Origin of the sequence: Nocardioides pelophilus (assembly GCF_014180685.1) — a bacterium.
GTDB lineage: Bacteria > Actinomycetota > Actinomycetes > Propionibacteriales > Nocardioidaceae > Nocardioides > Nocardioides pelophilus.
On the sequence record NZ_JACEHF010000001.1, the window covers coordinates 1 to 16,771 of the forward strand.

Sequence of the window (16,771 nt, forward strand, 5' to 3'; positions counted from 1 at the left end):
GGCGGGGACGTCCGAGCGAGGCGGCCAGGTCGGCGTAGCCCACGATGACGGCTTCCAGGCGGTCGATGCCGCTGACGATGTCGGCGAGGGCGGCGACTCCGGCGGCCGTCTCAACCAGGGCCTGCACGCCGACCAGGACGCCGCGGCCGGCCTCCGCCGCGAGCCCGTCGAGCAACCTCTCGACGAAGCCGATGTCGGCTCGCGACTCCACCTTCGGCACCACCACCGAGGCAGCCGGCACGTGGGCCACGACAACCTCGAGGTCACGATGGCACCACGGGGTCCGGGGAGCATTGACCCTGACGGAGATCTGCGGGAGCTGCGGAGAGCCGGCCCAGTCGACCTCAGCGAGGTGGCGGCGGGCACGATCCTTGTCCCCTACGGCGACGGCGTCCTCGAGGTCGATCACCACCTCGTCCGCCGCGGACTCGAGCGCCTTCTGCAGCTTGCGGTCGTCCCCGGCCGGGACGCAGAGCACCGACCGGCGCACCGGAGTCACGGATCCCGTGGGGGCTGCGTTGACTGTAACCATTCTTTTAATCTACGTTAAACTATTGAGCCTGAGCAAGCCGGCCGACACCGAGCAAAGGATGGGACCGACCATGGCGAACCTCTCGACCGAGGAACAAGAGGTCGTCGCACTGGTGCGCGACTGGATCGACCGCACCGTCCGCGGCAAGGTCCAGGAGCTCGAACACGCCAACGAGTACCCCGAAAAGTGGATCGAGCAGATGAAGGAGCTCGGCATCTACGGCCTCGCCATCCCCGAGCCCTACGGCGAGGTCGCCGTCTCGATGCCCTGCTACGTCCAGGTCACCGCGGAGCTGGCGCGCGGCTGGATGAGCCTGGCCGGCGCCATGGGCGGCCACACCGTCGTCGCGAAGCTGATCCTCGCCTACGGCACGGAGGAACAGAAGCAGTCCTACCTTCCCCGGATGGCGAGCGGCGAGCTGCGAGCGACGATGGCGCTCACCGAGCCCGGAGGCGGCTCGGACCTGCAGGCGATGACGACCCAGGCCCGCAAGGACGGCGACGACTACGTCGTCAACGGCTCGAAGACCTGGATCAGCAACGCCCGCCGGTCCGGACTGATCGCACTGCTGGTCAAGACCGACCCCCAGGCGCAGCCGCGACACCAGGGCGTCTCCATCCTCCTGGTCGAGCACGGGCCCGGCCTGGTCGTCTCCCGCGACCTGCCCAAGCTGGGTTACAAGGGCGTCGAGAGCTGCGAGCTGTCCTTCGACGACTTCCGCACTCCGCGCTCCTCCCTTCTCGGGGCGGCCGAGGGCGAGGGTTTCGCCCAGATGATGCGCGGGCTCGAGACCGGCCGGCTGCAGGTCGCAGCACGGGCCGTCGGTGTCGCCCAGGCCGCGTTCGACGACGCGCTCGCCTACTCCCAGGTGCGGGAGAGCTTCGGCAAGCCGATCTGGAAGCACCAGTCGATCGGCAACTACCTGGCCAACATGGCCACCAAGCTGACCGCTGCCCGCCAGCTCGTCCTATACGCCGCCGAGAAGTACGAATCGGGCGAGCGCTGCGACATGGAGGCAGGGATGGCGAAGCTGTACGCCTCCGAGGTCGGCATGGAGATCGCCCTGGACGCCGTGCGGATCCATGGTGGCTACGGCTACTCGACCGAGTACGACGTCGAGCGCTACTTCCGCGACGCGCCGCTCATGATCGTGGGCGAAGGCACCAACGAGATCCAGCGCAACGTGATCGCCGGACAGCTGGTCCGGCGCGGCGGCCTCGACCGGTGACTTCGTGGCCTCGGTCGACGAATAGGATCCCGACATGGCCAAGACTTCGAGGAGCCCGGTCCTCGCGACGGCGGACAGCCGCAAGGACCTCGACAAGAAGTCGGCACGCACGCGGGTCCGGATCCTCGACGCGGCGGCGCGGGTGCTCAGCACCAAGGGCTACGGCGGCCTGCGCCTGAGTGACGTCGCCGAGGTCGCCGAGCTGCAGGCACCGGCGATCTACTACTACTTCCCCTCGCGTGAGGACCTGATCGAAGAGGTCATGTGGGTCGGCCTCGCCGACATGAGGGCCCACCTGGTCGCCGAGCTCGACAAGGCCCCCGACGACTCCACCGCGATGGACTGCATCCTCATCGCCGTCGAGGCACACCTGCGCCACGAACTCGAGATCTCCGACTACACGACCGCGGCGATCCGCAACTCCGGGCAGGTGCCGGACAAGATCCGGGAGCGCCAGCAGGTCGAGGAGAAGAAATACGGCGCGATCTGGCGCGGCCTGGTCGTGCGCGCCGCCGAGGAGGGACAGCTCCGCGAGGACCTGGACCTCTACGTCGCCCAGATGCTCATCATGGGCACCGTGAACTGGGCGGCCGAGTGGTGGCAGCCCGGTCGGGTGGCCATGGACCGGGTCGTGGCCAACGCGCAGTCCTTCATCCGCCACGCACTGGCACCGACCGACTGACCCCGCCGCCCTGTGGTCAGCCAGCTGCGGCTGCGGCCTTCTGCCGTGCCAGCTCGCGCCGCTTCTCCGCGAACACCAGCGCGTCGGCCCAGCTGCCGCGCTTCATGATCTGCCCGCGGTACTTCATGATCTCCCCCTGGCCGTTGACCGTCAGCGCACCGATCAGCCGGTCGCTGCGACGGTAGAGCGCGACCCAGCGCGAGCCGCCGTCCGGGTCGCCGTCGACGAGGAGCACCTCGTCGGCGTCAGGAGAGCCGACGAACTGGATCCGCACGTCGTACCAGTCGGACCAGAAGTAGGGCACCGTGCCGTAGGGGCGTGCGTGCTCGGGGTCGAGGGCGTTGCGGGCAGCGGCAGCGCCCTGCTCGGCCGCCGCGGTCCAGTTCTCCATCCGCTGCCGCTCGCCGAGGAGCGGGTTGACCCAGTTGGCCACGTCGCCGGCGGCGTAGACGCCGGGCACCCCGGTCCACAGGTTCTCGTCGCACACGATGCCGTTGTCCAGCGTCAGCCCGGAGCCCGCGAGCCAGCCGACCGACGGAACGACGCCGATGCCGACCACGACGAGATCGGCCGGGATCGTGGTGCCGTCCTCGAGGACGACCCGCTCCACGCGGCCGTCGCCCTCGATCGCGCGCACGCCGGTGCCGCAGCGAAGGGTGGTCCCGTTGCGCTCGTGGAGCGCCGCGATCGCGGCGCCCATCTCGCGGCCGGTGGCTCGGACCAGGGGCGTGGGAAGTGCCTCCACGATGGTCGCCTCGAGACCGCGCTTGCGGGCGGTCGCGGCGACCTCGGATCCGATGAAACCGGCGCCGACGACTACTGTCCGAGCGCCCGCCTCGAGCGCCTCCCGCACGGCGATGGAGTCGTCGAGGGTGCGCAACGCGTGGACGCCGGCCAGGCCCTCGACCCCGGGCAGCATCCGCGGCTGCGCGCCCGTCGCGATCACCAGGGCGTCATACGCGACCTCCTCGTCGCCGACCAGCACGACGCGACGATCGGTGTCGAGCCCCGAGGCGGGGACACCGAGACGGAGTTCGACGCCGAGCTCGCACATCGTCTCCGCGGTGCGGAAGTACGGCGGCGGCGCGAGCCCCTCCCCAGCGACGGCCCTGTCGAGGAACGCCTTGGAGAGCGGCGGCCTGTCGTAGGGCAGGTGCGGCTCCGCGCCGACCAGCACGATCTCGCCGTCGAACCCGGCCTTGCGCGCGGCCTCCACCGCCCGGAGCCCGGCGAGGGAGGCTCCGACGACGACGAGGCGCCGCGGCTGGGTCGGGAGCCGGCTCGTGGAGTCGACCATCGTCAACGCTCGATGCTCAGGGCTTCGGTCGGGCAGCCGGCAACGGCCTCCTCGACGGCCTGGAGCTCGTCCGGGGCGATGTCCTCCTTGAGCAGCTCGAGGTCACCGTCGTCGTTGACCTCGAAGAAGTCGGGCGCGAGCGACTCGCAGATGCCCAGACCGGTGCACTTGCCGTAGTCGACGACACACTTCATAGTTCTCCACCTTCTCTGACTTGTTGACTCAGACGTGCTGGGAGGCCCGGGCCGGAGCGTGCTCGGCCACGATCTTGCCCACGACGATCTCGGCCGTCTCCGCACACGCGGTCGTCCCCCCGTTGGCGTACTCCTTGACGGCGTCGCCGACGTTCCACAGGCCGGTGAACGGCGTGTCGTGGGACATGTCGAAGCCGGAGACGGCGCGCTGCGGCGGCCACCCGTCGCGCGTGGTCACCTTGCTGAGGATGCGGGCCTGCTCGTCGAAGCCCGGGATCGTCTCCCGCAGGTCCTCGAGCAGCAGGGCGTACTCGGCCTCCTCGTCGAAGTCGCCGACCGACGGCTTCGGTACCGCGGTGCCGACGTAGAGGTGCCAGCCCTCGGGCGCCATCTCCGGGCAGCTGTCGGTGAAGTTGGCGATGTAGGCCAGGCGACGCGAGGTGGCGAAGCTGAGCATCCCGGGGGCCTCGACCAGCCGCTCCCGGCTGGCGAAGTTGACCGTGATCATCGCCGTGGGGCGGTCGTTGCTCTTGACGGTCTCGCGGAAGTCGGCCGGCACCTCGGCCTCACCGAGCAGCTCCAGCGTCGCGGCCGGGCCGACGTCGCTCACCACCACCGGGGCGCTGACCGTCGCGCCGCCGGCGAGCACGACGCCCGTGACACGGTCGCCGTCGAGGAGGATCCGCTCGACCTCGGTCGAGAGGCGGACCTCGCCCCCGTCGCGCTCGATCGCCGCCGCCAGTGCCCTCCAGAGGCCGATCGTGCCCTCGGGGTGGAAGCCGAACCGCTTGAACGCGCTCTTGCGCGTGAAGTAGGTGAGGAACACCCGCGCCGGCAGGTCCTCCGAGCCGACGGCGAAGACCGACGCCGCCATGTTGCGGAAGATGCCGTGCACCCCCTCGTTCCTGGTGTACCTCGACACCCAGTCCGCCAGGCTCAGCTCGTCCTCGGGGAGCGCGTCGTCGTCCTTGCGAGCCGCGCCGATCCCGCTGACCAGCTTGGCGCCCTGACGGGTGAGCTTCTGCAGCAGGAAGCCCCAGCCACCGCCGGTCACGTCCACGTCCTTGCCCTTGATGCGGTAGAGGATCGGCGGACTGGGCTCGCGGATCTCCCACGGGACGTCGAGCTCGCGGCAGGAGCGCTCGGTGACGCCCCCGCACTCGATGACGATCGCGCCGTCGTTGACCTTGAACCCGTCGATCTCGGTCGTCGACGCGCGGCCACCGACCTTGTCGAGCCTCTCGAGGACGAGGGTCCGGTAGCCCTGGTGCTGCAGGCGAGCGGCGGTGAAGAGCCCGCCGGCGCCGGCGCCGATGACGATGACGTCGTACGTCGCGTCGCCCGTGGGGGTGTGGTCGGTCATCACTGTGTCTCCTGATCAGTACGAGCGCGGCAGGCCGAGGGAGGTCTGCGCGACGAAGTTGAGGACCATCTCCCGGCTGACCGGGGCCGTGCGCATGAGGCGGGTGACGAACCACAGCTCGGACAGGCCGTACTCGTGGGAGAGGCCGTTGCCGCCGTGGACCTGGATCGCCTGGTCCAGCGCCTTGAGTGCTGCCTCGGCACCCACGAACTTCGCGATGTTGGCCGCCTCGGCGACCCCGGCGTCACCCTCGTCGTAGAGGACGGCGGCGTGCTGGGTGGCCAGGCGGGCGACCTCGACGTCGATGTGCGCGGCTGCGAGCGGGTGCGCGACACCCTGGTGCTGCCCGATCGGGACCGACCAGACCTGGCGGGTCTTCGCGTACTCCGACGCCTTCTCGATCGCGTAGCGGCCGACACCGGTGGTGATCGCTCCGACCAGGATCCGCTCCGGGTTCAGCGCGGCGAAGACGTGACGCAGCCCCTGCCCGGCCTCACCGACCAGCGAGTCGGGTCCGACGCGCACGTCGTCGAGGAACACGCTGAACTGCTTGTCCGGGGACACGATCGACGTCGGGATCTTCTGGTAGCTCAGCCCTGGGGCATCGGTCGGGACGACGAAGATCGAGAGTCGCTTCTTCTCCGGCGTGGAGAGCTCCTCGTCGCGGGCGACCAGCAGGATCGCGTCGCACTGGTCGACCGCGGAGATGTAGTACTTCGACCCGCTGATCCGCCACCCGTCGCCGTCTCGGCGGGCCATGGTGGCGACCTCGTGGCTGTTCGAGCCGGCGTCGGGCTCGGTGAGGCCGAAAGCGATCTTCCGCGTGCCGTCGGCGATGCCCGGGAGCCACTCCTGCTTCAGCTCCTCGGAGGCGTGGGCCGCGAGGACCGACCCGATCATCGCCGGGGAGATCACCCACACCAGCATCGGCATCCCGTGCGCCGCGAGCTCCTCGACGACGACGACGGCGTCCTGCATGCCACCGCCGCCGCCGCCGTGCTCCTCGGGCAGGTGGACGCCCAGCAGGCCCGCCTTGCCGAGCTCGCTCCAGAGCTCGGTGACGTCCTCCCCGGCGTGTGATCGCTCGAGGAAGTACTTCTGGTCGTAGCGGGCGCAGATCTTCGCGACGCTCTCGCGGATGGCGCGGTGGTCCTCGGTGTCGCGGATGAGTCCGGGCACGGTCACTTCCCTTCGAAGGCGGGGCGTCGCCGGACGAGGAAGGCCTCGACTGCGGCTCGGGCGTCGTCAGTGCGGCCGGTGGCGGCAAGCGCCTCGATCTCGGCATGCAGCTGCTCGGGCAGGCTGCGGTCCCAGGACTGGCGCAGCAGCGCGCGCATCTGGGCGAAGGCACGGGTGGGCCCCTCGGCCAGGCCGCGCGCCAGCTCCGCACCGCGCGCCCGGGCCTCGTCGGTCGGGACGACCTCGTTGACCAGGCCCCAGTCGAGCCCCTCCGCGGCCGTGATCGGCTCGTTGGTGAGGTAGGCCCGCGCGGCGCGGGCGGGACCGATCCGCCGGGGCAGGTGCCAGGTGCCGCCACCGTCACCGCTGAGGCCGAGCGCCGCGAACGCGGTCACGAACCGGGTGTCCTCCGCTGCGACGACGAGGTCGGCGGCGTAGACCAGGCCGAGCCCGCCGCCCACGACCGACCCGTGGGCCACGGTCACGATCGGGGCGTCGAGGCCGGCGAGGACCTCGAGGGCGAGGTGGAAGGGAGTGACCATCTGGCGCAGTGTGTGACCGAGGTCCGCAGGACCCTCGCGGCCCGGTCGGGCGAAGGCGGCGATGTCGCCGCCCACGGTGAGGTCTGTGCCGTCGCCGCAGACCAGGACAGCGCGCACGCTGCCGTCACGGGCGATGCGGAGTGCCGCCACGAGGAGCTCGTCGGCGAGCTGCTGGTCGATGGCGTTGCGAGCGTCGGGACGGTTCAGGCAAAGAGTGGCAACGCCGTCCGCGACCGTCAGTCCCACGGACGTCAAGGGGGCCTCGTCCGCCAGCGCGTCGACGAAGGCCATCGAGTCCGTAACCTGCGTGAGCCCGGAGATGAGGTCGCCGCGGAACGTGAAGTCGTGGATGAACCACGCATCGACCGGCGCTCCCGCGACACGGGACCTGCCCTGGTAGGCGCCGGTCACGTGGAGACGGTCGCCCTCCAGACGGCTGAAGGACTCGGGGACGGGTCGGACCCGCCAGTGCTTGCCGATCATGAACCAGACGTCGCGGATCATCGCCGCGGCGCCGTGGTGCTCACCTCCGATGCCGAAGGGGAGCCCGGGCGTGACCCGACCGACGAAGTCCGTGGTGAGCAACGCCCCGATCGCCGTCTCGTCCCCCACGGCGAGGGCGGCATACAGGCGCTCGACCCGGGCGCGCAGCTGCGGCGTCGACGTCGGCTCGGTGATCACAAAATTGAATATAGATTAAATACCGCGAAGATGCCAGAGCGGCGTCCGGTGACCACGCGCTCAGCCTCGCTCGTTGCCGACGACGGACACGAAGGAGACACACCCGCCCGGGCGCCCACCGAGGTTGTGGGTGAGCGCGAGTCGCGGGTCGGCGAGCTGACGCTGGTCGGCCTCGCCGCGCAGCTGCAGCCATGCCTCGTAGAGCATCCGCAGGCCACTGGCGCCCACCGGGTGGCCGAAGGACTTCAGGCCGCCGTCGATGTTGACGGGGAGCCGGCCGGCGGCGTCGAAGTCACCGCCCAGGGCGTCCTTCCAGGCCTGTCCCCGGTCGGCGAAGCCGAGGTCCTCCATGAGGACCAGCTCGGTGGGCGTGAAGCAGTCGTGCACCTCGGCCATCGACAGCTCCGAGCGCGGGTCGGTGATGCCGGCCTGGGCATAGGCATCCGTTGCGGTGTGCACGACCTCCGGGAACGAGGTGAAGTCGTAGTCGGGGTCGAGCCCGCCCCGCATCGGACCGGACGCCAGCGACAGCGCCTTCACGAAGATCGGCCGGTCGGTGTAGTCGTAGGCGTCCTCCGCTCGGACGACGAGCGCGGCGGCCGCGCCGTCGGAGACACCGGAGCAGTCGAAGATGCCGAGCCGACCGGCGACCCGCGGGGCACCGTCGATGGTCTCCCTGGAGACCTCCTTGCGGAACTGCGCCTTGGGGTTCTGGGCGCCGTTGACATGGTTCTTCCACGCGACGTGGGTCATCGCCTCACGCATGGCGCGCGGGTCGACGCCGTACTTGCTGGTGTAGGCCGGGTCGAGCAGCGAGAACGCCGCCGGTGCGGTCAACGAGAGCTCGGCAGCGGTGCCGTCGGAGGGCGGGTCGGCCCGGAGGAGCCCGGAGAACCCGGAGTCCTTGAGCTTCTCCACCCCGACCGCCATCACGCGGTCGTAGGCACCCGACGCGACCGCGTAGCAGGCGTTGCGGAACGACTCCGACCCCGTGGCGCAGTAGTTTTCCACCCGGGTCACCGGCTTGTAGTCCAGGCCGAGCGGACGGCTCAGGGCCAGCCCCGACTGTCCGGAGTTCAACGTGCCGAGCCAGTAGGCGTCGACGTCGTCACGCGCGACGCCGGCCGAGGTGAGGCACTCCCCCACGGCCTCGATCAGGAGGTCGTCGGTGGAGGAATCCCACCGCTCCCCGAACCGGGTGCACCCCATGCCGACGATCGCGACGGCGTCCTTGATCCCCTTGCTTGCCATCAGCGGACCCGTGCCTTCCAGAAGTAGTTGTGCACGTTCCCGGCGGTGAACAACCGCCGGAACACGAGCTCGACCTGCGAACCCACGGCGATGCCGTCCGGATCGGCGTCCGCGACCTCGAGCGTCGTACGGCCACCCCCGGCGAAGTCGACGACCACGTCGACCACCGGCGGAGAGGGCGAGAAGGCCAGCCGGTCCACGGTGAACGTGGCGACCGAGCCGCTGAGCTCGGCGCCCGACACCGTCTCCATCGCATCAACGGCGCTACAGGCGCGACACACCCGCAGCGGCGGGAGGTGCAGGAAGCCGCACTCGGTGCACCGGCTGCCCGCGAACCCGAACTTCCACTCCGCGGCGCGCGCCGACGGCGGCCCCGCGGGCCGGTCCGGCTCGGGTCGTCGTGGAAGCTCGCGCTCGAGCAGGCCGCGCCAGGACAGGTACGTCGGGTAGGGCACCGGGAGGGCACCCTCCAGCTGCGCAGCGACCGGACGGGTGGACCGTCGCGCCGACAGGTGGGCGGTGGTGCGGAGCAGCAGCCCGTCGCACCCGTCGGTCGCGGACAGCACGAGCACCGTCTCCCCGGGACCGGCGACGTCGAGGACCGCAGCCAGCCCGAGCAGCGGGTCGGCCGCTCCGGAGAAGCCGATGGGGGAGGTCGTCGAGGACAGGGTCCCCGTGACGAGACTGCCCGCGCGCTTGGTGACGCCGGGGTTGCCACTGGTCACGACGACGTGGTCGGCCGCCGCGAGCCCGGCCTCCTCGAGCAGCCGGGCCGCGACGGAGCGCACCACGTCGGCGTACCGCTCGAAGCCGAAGCGCTCCTCCCACTGCTCACCGGTGGTCCGGTGCGGGTCGCGCCAGCGATCGAGCAGCTCGAGGGTCTCGCCGGCGACCCCGAGCACGTCGGCGATCGCCTCGCCCGCACCGAAGTGGACGGCCGCAGCGCCGTCGCCGCCGGTCCGTTCGTCCAGGGAGACCGGTGGCCTGGTGGCCGCAGCGCCGTCCCCGCCGGTCCGTTCGTCCAGGGAGCCCGGCTTCCCGACGCGCACGTCGGCAGCGACCACCAGGCCACCGGTCTCCCGGGCGGCGCGGATCCCGGCGAAGGTCGACCGCGCAGACCCGATCAGGTCGGCCGCGGGAACGGCCGAGGGCAGGCGGAGTGCCGCGTGCACGGCTGCCGCGTTGGTCTTGTCGAGGTACGGCGGGGAGGTGCTCGCCCACCACAGGGATGTCGGCTCGGTGCCGAGGGCTGCGCGGGCCGCCTCGACCGCCATCGTGGTGGCGTCCTCGTCGAAGGACGCCACCACCCGCCGGCCACGCACGCCGCTGTCGCCCCCCAGCCGGTACGACGGCAGGTAGGCGCCGTATCCGATCAACCCGACCGCGGGACCGCTCATGCGTGCACCCCGCGGAAGAGCGCGGCGATGCCCTGGCCGCCGCCGATGCACATCGTCTCCAGCGCCAGGCCGCCCTGGCGACGGTCCAGCTCGTGGAGCATCGAGGTGAGGATTCGGACGCCGGTGGCGCCGATGGGGTGCCCGAGGGAGATGCCGGACCCGTTGACGTTGAGACGATCGTCGACCTCGTCGAGCTCGACCCCCCACCCGGCGAGCACGGCGAGGACCTGCACGGCGAACGCCTCGTTGACCTCGATCAGGTCGAGGTCGTCGAAGGTGACGCCCGTGCGCGCGAACAGGCGCTGCACGGCGGGGACCGGGCCGATGCCCATGACCGCCGGGTCGCATCCCGCGGCCGCCCACCCCTCGAACCACGCCAACGGCTCGAGGCCGAGCTCCTCGAGCTTGTCCTCCGCGACGACGAGGCAGGCGGCTGCGGCGTCGTTCTGCTGTGCGGCGTTGCCGGCGGTCACCGTGCCGCCGGGAGTGAGCGTGCGCAGCCGCGCCAGGGACTCGACGGTGGAGTCGGGCCGCACGCCCTCGTCCCGGTCGAAGACGACGTCGTCGCCGCGGCGCTGCGGCACCGTCACCGGCACCACCTCCTCGGTGAACGCGCCCGTCTCCCATGCGGCCGCGGCGCGCTGGTGGCTGCGGGCGGCGAAGGCGTCGGCCTGGTCGCGACCGATGCCGAACTGCTTCGCCAGGTTCTCCGCGGTCTCGATCATGCCGCTGATCGGGCCGAACCGGTCCTCGGGCTGGGAACGCTCGCGGCCGCGGTCCAGGCGGTCGTAGAGGGTCTGGTTCCCCGAGCGCGAACCCCAGCGGGCGGTGGTGGTGTAGTGCTCGATGTTGCTCATCGACTCCACACCGCCGGCGATCACCACGTCGGCGGCGCCCGTCTGCACCGTCATCGCCGCGTTGATCACGGCCTGCAGGCCGCCTCCGCAGCGGCGGTCGACCTGGAAGCCGGGCACCTCGATCGGGAGGCCGGCGGCGAGCGCTGCCCAGCGGCCGATGCACGGCGCCTCGGAGTTGGCGTAGGACTGGGCGAAGGCCACGTCCTCGACCACGCCGGGGTCGATCCCCGAGCTGTCCACGACAGCCTTGATGATGGAGGCCGCAAGGTCCTCGGCCGGGACCGGGCGGAGCGAGCCGCCGAAGGTGCCGACGGCGGTCCGCATGGGCTGGACGATGGCGACGCGTCTCATGGTGCTCCTGTCGTTGCGGGCTCAGGCCGAGGCGAGCACCCGGTCGGCGCTCGCCTCCAGCTCGGCCCGGTGGGCGGGGTGCGCGACGGCGATCATCCGCTCGACGCGCTGGGTCAGGGTGGTGCCGCGGAGGTCGGCGACGCCGTGCTCGGTGACGACCAGGACACCTTCGGCGCGAGGTGTCGACACGGGCCCGGAGAGGGTGCTGACGATCCGGCTGTGGCCGTGGGCCGTCGACGGCAGGGCGACGATCGGCAACCCCCCGGGCGAACGGGCGGCCCCGCGGAGGAAGTCGACCGCGCCGCCGACCGCACCGACGTAGCGACCACCGGCGACCTCGGCATTGACCTGACCGGTCAGGTCGACCTCGATCGCGGAGTTGACGGCCACGAGCTGGTGGGACGTCGCGAGCACCTCGGGGTCGTGGGTGTAGCTGGTGGAGCGCAGCTGCACGGCAGGGTTGCGGTGTGCCCAGCGGAAGAGGTCGGCAGTGCCACCGAGAAGGCCGCCGACCGCCACCCCCGGGTCGTGGGTCTTCCGCGCCCCGGTCGCGACGCCCGACTCCACCAGCCGCATCGCGGTGTCGTTGAGGATGCCCGAGTGGATCCCGAGGTCGCGGTGGTCGACGAGCGCCGCCAGGACCGCTTCGGGCAGGGCGCCGATGCCGAACTGCAGGGTCGCTCCGTCCGGGACGAGACGGGCGACCCGCCGGGCGGTGGCGGCGGTGTCCTCGCCGATCGCCGGGGTGAGGAGCTGGCCGGGGGTGCGGGACGTGTGGATCGCGGCGGTCCACTGGTCGGCTGTGAGCGTGCGGGCTCCGAAGGTGAACGGCACCTGGTCGTTGACCTCGGCGATCACGACCCGGGCGGTGTCGAGCGCTGCGGAGAAGTAGTCGTCGGCCAGGCCCAGGCTGTGCCGACCCTGCTCGTCGGGGGACGAGACCTGCACGAGCACCACGTCTGCCTCGAGCGCGCCCTGGCTCAGCAGCGCCGGCAGGGCGGAGTAGTGGACCGGCCACACGTCGAGTCGTCCCGCGGCGTGCAGTGCTGCGTTGGTGCCGGCACCGCAGTAGGAGTGCACCGACAGCGTCGAGGGCACGGTCCGGGCGGTGACTGCCGACTCCGCGGGGATGCCGACGAAGCAGCGCAGCGACCCGATCCGATCGGCCTGCTGCACGAGGAGCTCGGTGAGCGTGGCGGGCTCGGCGCAGGCCTGGCCCCACGTGACCGTGTCACCCGGCCGGATGAGTCCGGCGAGGTCGAGACCCGCAGAGGTCACCCACGCCACCGTTCGTGCGAGGGGTCGAGCAGCTGGGTCAGGTGCCCGTCCTCGAGCCAGACGATCGACTCGAGCTCGAGCGCGTCGAGGAACCGCACCCGTCCGGTCCGGAGGTCCTCGACCCGCAGCCGCACGGAGTTCCCGCTCTGGTCGAGGCGCACGGACACCGAGGCGAACTCGCTCTCGACCACGGCTCCGACACCGGGCACCGCGAGCGGTCCGGTCGGCTCCTCGAAGACGACGTCGTGGCGTTGCGGGTCAGGTGTGGTGGCCATCAGATCAGGAACCCCAGCGTCGGTAGCGGACGCTCGTTGTCGACGAGCACGACCTTCTTGTAGACGAGCCGGATCTGCCCGTCCACCTGGCGGAGCCGGTAGGTGACCCGCCCGCCCCACAGCTCGTTGCCGCGCGGCCGCGACTCGAGTGCCATGAAATTCGCACCCACCTCGAGGTCGACCCCACCGGCGGCGTTCTCACGACCGCCGATCAGCTCCACGTTGCCGATGATCCGGCGCAGGTTCGACGGCGGTGCCTGCGCGTAGCGCTTGCCGGTCTTGACCTGCTTCATCCGGGTCGAGATCCGGTTGCGGTTGTCGAAGATGACCGAGACCGTGCTGCGCGGGTGGTCGCCCTCGCCGTCGACGGGTACCCAGTAGAGCGCGTCGTTGGTCCACAGCGCCTCCCAGCCGTCGTAGTCGTTCTCGTCGGCCAACCGGGCTTCCCGGTAGAGGAACTGCTCGACCTCTCGCACCTCCCACCCCTGCGGGATGGCGACGAGCTCCCCTGCGTCGGGACGCGGCGGCAGCTCGGTCAGGGCGTTCACGGTCACCATCAGTCCTCGGCCTCCATCAGTGACTTGTAGTGGGTCCAGAACCCGCGCATGCCGGTCTCGTCCGTCGCGGCACCGATGGTGAAGCCGGCCGCGTCGACGCTCTCCCGACCCAGGCCTCGGCGCACGTCGAGCCACTCCGGGTCAGCCATCTCGACGCCGCGCTGGTTGCGCTCGTACATCTCGGTGTCGTCGGCCAGCAGCATGCCGGCAGGACCGACCGAGCCGATCGACTGCGACACCATCCTCTGGTTGAGCTCGTGCCCACCGGCCATCTGCACCGCGGTGGCGTACTGCACGCACTCCCCCACCGCGACGGGCTGGATGTTGAAGACCTGGATCTCGGCGATGAACAGGTTGGGGAAGATCATCACATGGGGCGCACCCTCGATCATCCGTCGCTGGGCGTCGTCGCCGTAGGCCTCGTGCATCGCAGCCACGTAGCCGGGGACCCGGTCGGGGGTGGTGCCGAACCAGCGCATCGGCTCGGCGAAGCTGCGGAACTCCGGTCGCAGGTCGTTCTCGCTGTGACCGTCGCCCAGGTTGCGGGTCACGGCCGTCGAGTTGTCGCTGTAGAGCGCGCCGATCGGGCTGCCGGTGACGCCGAAGATCGAGCCGTGGACGAACTGGGGGTGGTAGCCGTCGGTCTCGTTCTCGGCGAGGAACTTCCAGTTGGATCGCGTCCGGTGGCGCAGCCACCCGGCGTCGAGCTTTACCTGACCGTCCGGCGAGAGCCCGACCAGGCGGTCGATCTCACCCTTGGCGGCACCGAGGTGCTCGTCCAGTGACGGCCCCTCGGCTGCCAGGCTGCCGAAGACGAAGCCGTGGTAGGAGTCCACGCGAGCGACCTTGCCCATGCCGAGCTCGAGCTTGTTCTTGCCGCCGTACCCCTTGTTGTAGGGGTAGCCCAGCAGTTCGCCGGTGTTGCGGTAGGTCCACCCGTGGTAGGGGCAGCGGAACGAGCTGGAGTTGCCGGCCTTGTCGTCGCACACCTGCAGCCCGCGGTGGGCGCACCGGTTGATCAGGAGGTGCAACTCGCCGTCCTTGTCGCGGGTCATCACGACGTCCTGGTCGGCGAGTTGCTTGCGCACGTAGTCGTTCGGCTGCGGGACCTCGCTCTCGTGGCCGACGAAGACCCAGGTTCGGTGCCAGATCTTGCGCAGCTCCTCGGCGAAGATCGACGGGTCGGTGTACAGCGAGCCGTGCACGCGTGCAGGCTGGACGAGCCGGTCGAAGCGGCTGCCGCCCTCGATCTCGGGGGGGAGCAGAGCAGTCATCGTCGTTCTCCTTCGAGCGGGGCGGGTTGGGCGACCAGCTCGACGAGCCGGAACTTCTGGACCTTGCCGGTCGCGGTGGTCGGGAGCTTGAGTGAGTCGAGGAACTCCACGCGCTTGGGCACCTTGAAGCGGGCGAGGTGCTCCTTGGCGTAGGCGATGACGCCCTCCGCGTCGAGACCGTCTCCGTCCGGGCCTGGGGCACGGACGACCACGGCGCAGCCGATCTCGCCCCACCGGTCGTCGACGACGCCGACGGCGTAGACCTGGCTGATGCCGGGGTGGGCTCCGAGGACCTCCTCGACCTCCTTCGGCATCACCAGTTCACCACCGGACTTGTAGACCTCCTTGCTGCGGCCGGTGAGGACGAGGTAGCCGTCCTCACGCACCCGCCCGAGGTCCCCCGAGTGGAGCCAGACCGTGCCGTCCGGGCCGGCGTGCAGCGCGGCTGCGGTCTCCTCTGGCTTGGCGTGGTAGCCGAGCATCGTGGTGGGGCCGGACGAGGTGAGCTCGCCCGCCGTGCCGTCCGGCAGCACCTCGCCGCTGAGCGGGTCGACCGTGCGGTAGACGCACAGCGCGGCCAAGCCGGTGGCACCGTGCTCGCTTCCCGGCACACCCGCCGAGCCGGCCAGCTTCGGCCGGCCCACCGTGGTCGAGGTCAGTGCCAGCTCGTCCTCCGGAAGGCTGAGCGTCATCGCTCCGCCGCACTCGGTCATCCCGTAGCCGGTGACGATCTCACTGACGCCGAAGTCGCGCTCGACCTGCTCCCACAGCCACACCGGAGCGGGCGCGGAGCCGCACAGGATCGCGCGCAGGCTGGACAGGTCGGCCTCGTGCCGCGAGGTGCTCTCCACCATGGCCACCGCCATGGTCGGGACGCACAGCATGTCCGTGGCGCGGTGCTTCTCGACCGCGCCGAGATAGGCCTCGGCGGTGAAGGACGGCAGCATGATGACCGCTCCGCCGACGTACGTCGCGGACAGGAGGCCCTCCACGTAGCCGAACATGTGGTAGCAGGGCAGCGAGAAGAGGATCCTCCGCCCGTCCTCGTAGGCCCGGGTCAACGCCGAGGCGTAGCCGGTCCGGAGCACTGCGTCGTGCGTGACCTGGACGCCCTTGGGGGAGCCGGTGCTACCCGAGGTGTAGAGCAGGTCGGAGATGTCGTCCGGGCGGTGACCGGGGTCCGCCGATCCCGGGTGCTGCTCCCCGAGCTTGGCGAGCGCGGTGCCGGTGAATGCTCCGGGGCGAGGGGCATCCCCGGGTCGTTCGACGAGCACGACGTGACGCAGCGCGTCAGGCGCCCGGTCCCCGGCCGGCGGTCGCTCGGGGAAGTCGGGGGTGTCCCAGCCCGGGACGATCTTGTCGAGCATGCCGGCGTGGTCGAGGTTCTGGAATCCGGCGTTGGTGATCAGCACCGTGCAGTCGGACTGCTTCAGCACGTAGCGCAGCTCGTCGATGCGGTAGAGGAAGTTGAACGGGATCGCGACCGCTCCTGCCCGGGCGATCGCGAACTTCATCGTGACGAACTCGGCATGGTTGGCCATCAGCAGGCCGACGTGGTCGCCCTTGCGGACGCCCAGGGTGGCGAGGCCGTCGGCGAGGCACCGAGACTCGGCTGCGACCTCGGCGTAGGAGAGGACGCGTTCGTCCGTGACCACCAGGTCGCGCTCGGGGAACTGAGCAGCGCAGACGTCGAGCCAGGCGTCGAGAGTCCGCGGGGTCCAGGTGCTGAAGCGCTCCTGCAGGGCAGTGCGGCGCTCGGCGATGTCGTAGGTCACGCCGCACCTCCTTTCTTTAATCTTGATTAGATTATCTGGTCGTGGGGGATCTGACAAG

16 protein-coding genes are annotated in these 16,771 nt (G+C 70.8%); 2 read left to right on the forward strand and 14 right to left on the reverse strand.

Annotated features, from left to right (window positions below; genetic code table 11):
• Positions 1 to 532, reverse strand: a 532-nt coding sequence (locus tag H0488_RS00005; RefSeq protein ID WP_246371233.1) for an HpcH/HpaI aldolase/citrate lyase family protein, incomplete at its 3' end; no start/stop codon positions are given.
• Positions 533 to 602: 70 nt separating this feature from the next.
• Here H0488_RS00005 and H0488_RS00010 point away from each other — a divergent pair.
• Positions 603 to 1,760 (forward strand): acyl-CoA dehydrogenase family protein, encoded by a 1,158-nt coding sequence (locus H0488_RS00010; RefSeq protein ID WP_183097275.1) that lies wholly within the window; start codon positions 603 to 605, stop codon positions 1,758 to 1,760.
• Positions 1,761 to 1,794: 34 nt separating this feature from the next.
• On the forward strand, positions 1,795 to 2,442 hold the full coding sequence (locus H0488_RS00015; RefSeq protein ID WP_183097276.1) for a TetR/AcrR family transcriptional regulator: 648 nt from the start codon (positions 1,795 to 1,797) through the stop codon (positions 2,440 to 2,442).
• Positions 2,443 to 2,458: 16 nt separating this feature from the next.
• Here the strand turns inward: H0488_RS00015 and H0488_RS00020 are convergent, their stop codons facing one another.
• From H0488_RS00020 to H0488_RS00080, 13 genes are read right to left on the reverse strand one after another with little or no spacing between them, the layout of a single operon-like run.
• Positions 2,459 to 3,739 (reverse strand): NAD(P)/FAD-dependent oxidoreductase, encoded by a 1,281-nt coding sequence (locus H0488_RS00020; RefSeq protein WP_183097277.1) that lies wholly within the window; start codon positions 3,737 to 3,739, stop codon positions 2,459 to 2,461.
• Between the two features lie 2 nt (positions 3,740 to 3,741).
• Positions 3,742 to 3,933: a ferredoxin gene (locus H0488_RS00025; protein ID WP_183097278.1), complete on the reverse strand. Its 192-nt coding sequence runs from the start codon at positions 3,931 to 3,933 to the stop codon at positions 3,742 to 3,744.
• A gap of 28 nt (positions 3,934 to 3,961) precedes the next feature.
• A complete protein-coding gene (locus H0488_RS00030; RefSeq protein WP_183097279.1) occupies positions 3,962 to 5,296 on the reverse strand; it encodes a phytoene desaturase family protein in 1,335 nt (444 codons plus the stop codon).
• 15 nt (positions 5,297 to 5,311) lie between these two features.
• Entirely contained in the window at positions 5,312 to 6,475 is a 1,164-nt protein-coding gene (locus H0488_RS00035) for an acyl-CoA dehydrogenase family protein (RefSeq protein WP_183097280.1), read from the reverse strand.
• Positions 6,476 to 6,477: 2 nt separating this feature from the next.
• Positions 6,478 to 7,698, reverse strand: a complete 1,221-nt coding sequence (locus H0488_RS00040; protein ID WP_220794049.1) for an enoyl-CoA hydratase-related protein — start codon at positions 7,696 to 7,698, stop codon at positions 6,478 to 6,480.
• 60 nt (positions 7,699 to 7,758) lie between these two features.
• On the reverse strand, positions 7,759 to 8,949 hold the full coding sequence (locus tag H0488_RS00045; RefSeq protein WP_183097281.1) for an acetyl-CoA acetyltransferase: 1,191 nt from the start codon (positions 8,947 to 8,949) through the stop codon (positions 7,759 to 7,761).
• Positions 8,949 to 10,346: an OB-fold domain-containing protein gene (locus H0488_RS00050; RefSeq protein WP_183097282.1), complete on the reverse strand. Its 1,398-nt coding sequence runs from the start codon at positions 10,344 to 10,346 to the stop codon at positions 8,949 to 8,951. The genes H0488_RS00045 and H0488_RS00050 overlap by 1 nt, the downstream gene beginning before the upstream one ends.
• Positions 10,343 to 11,554, reverse strand: a complete 1,212-nt coding sequence (locus H0488_RS00055; RefSeq protein WP_183097283.1) for an acetyl-CoA C-acetyltransferase — start codon at positions 11,552 to 11,554, stop codon at positions 10,343 to 10,345. Before H0488_RS00055 ends, H0488_RS00050 begins: the two co-directional genes overlap by 4 nt.
• A 21-nt stretch (positions 11,555 to 11,575) precedes the next feature.
• On the reverse strand, positions 11,576 to 12,832 hold the full coding sequence (locus H0488_RS00060) for an acetyl-CoA hydrolase/transferase family protein (RefSeq protein WP_183097284.1): 1,257 nt from the start codon (positions 12,830 to 12,832) through the stop codon (positions 11,576 to 11,578).
• Positions 12,829 to 13,107: a hypothetical protein gene (locus H0488_RS00065; protein WP_220794050.1), complete on the reverse strand. Its 279-nt coding sequence runs from the start codon at positions 13,105 to 13,107 to the stop codon at positions 12,829 to 12,831. Before H0488_RS00065 ends, H0488_RS00060 begins: the two co-directional genes overlap by 4 nt.
• The gene (locus H0488_RS00070) at positions 13,107 to 13,655 is read right to left on the reverse strand and encodes an aromatic-ring-hydroxylating dioxygenase subunit beta (RefSeq protein WP_220794051.1); all 549 of its coding nucleotides are present in this window, start codon (positions 13,653 to 13,655) and stop codon (positions 13,107 to 13,109) included. The genes H0488_RS00065 and H0488_RS00070 overlap by 1 nt, the downstream gene beginning before the upstream one ends.
• An 8-nt stretch (positions 13,656 to 13,663) precedes the next feature.
• Entirely contained in the window at positions 13,664 to 14,938 is a 1,275-nt protein-coding gene (locus H0488_RS00075; RefSeq protein ID WP_183097286.1) for an aromatic ring-hydroxylating oxygenase subunit alpha, read from the reverse strand.
• Positions 14,935 to 16,713, reverse strand: a complete 1,779-nt coding sequence (locus tag H0488_RS00080) for a class I adenylate-forming enzyme family protein (protein WP_183097287.1) — start codon at positions 16,711 to 16,713, stop codon at positions 14,935 to 14,937. Before H0488_RS00080 ends, H0488_RS00075 begins: the two co-directional genes overlap by 4 nt.
• Positions 16,714 to 16,771: the final 58 nt, after the last annotated feature.

Bases quoted from the DNA above. Each gene is read 5' to 3' on its own strand.
- H0488_RS00045 (WP_183097281.1), bottom strand. From the start codon at position 8,949: ATGGCAAGCAAGGGGATCAAGGACGCCGTCGCGATCGTCGGCATGGGG.
- H0488_RS00065 (WP_220794050.1), bottom strand. From the start codon at position 13,107: ATGGCCACCACACCTGACCCGCAACGCCACGACGTCGTCTTCGAGGAG.
- H0488_RS00050 (WP_183097282.1), bottom strand. From the start codon at position 10,346: ATGAGCGGTCCCGCGGTCGGGTTGATCGGATACGGCGCCTACCTGCCG.
- H0488_RS00055 (WP_183097283.1), bottom strand. From the start codon at position 11,554: ATGAGACGCGTCGCCATCGTCCAGCCCATGCGGACCGCCGTCGGCACC.
- H0488_RS00010 (WP_183097275.1), top strand. From the start codon at position 603: ATGGCGAACCTCTCGACCGAGGAACAAGAGGTCGTCGCACTGGTGCGC.
- H0488_RS00020 (WP_183097277.1), bottom strand. From the start codon at position 3,739: ATGGTCGACTCCACGAGCCGGCTCCCGACCCAGCCGCGGCGCCTCGTC.
- H0488_RS00025 (WP_183097278.1), bottom strand. From the start codon at position 3,933: ATGAAGTGTGTCGTCGACTACGGCAAGTGCACCGGTCTGGGCATCTGC.
- H0488_RS00075 (WP_183097286.1), bottom strand. From the start codon at position 14,938: ATGACTGCTCTGCTCCCCCCCGAGATCGAGGGCGGCAGCCGCTTCGAC.
- H0488_RS00030 (WP_183097279.1), bottom strand. From the start codon at position 5,296: ATGACCGACCACACCCCCACGGGCGACGCGACGTACGACGTCATCGTC.
- H0488_RS00015 (WP_183097276.1), top strand. From the start codon at position 1,795: ATGGCCAAGACTTCGAGGAGCCCGGTCCTCGCGACGGCGGACAGCCGC.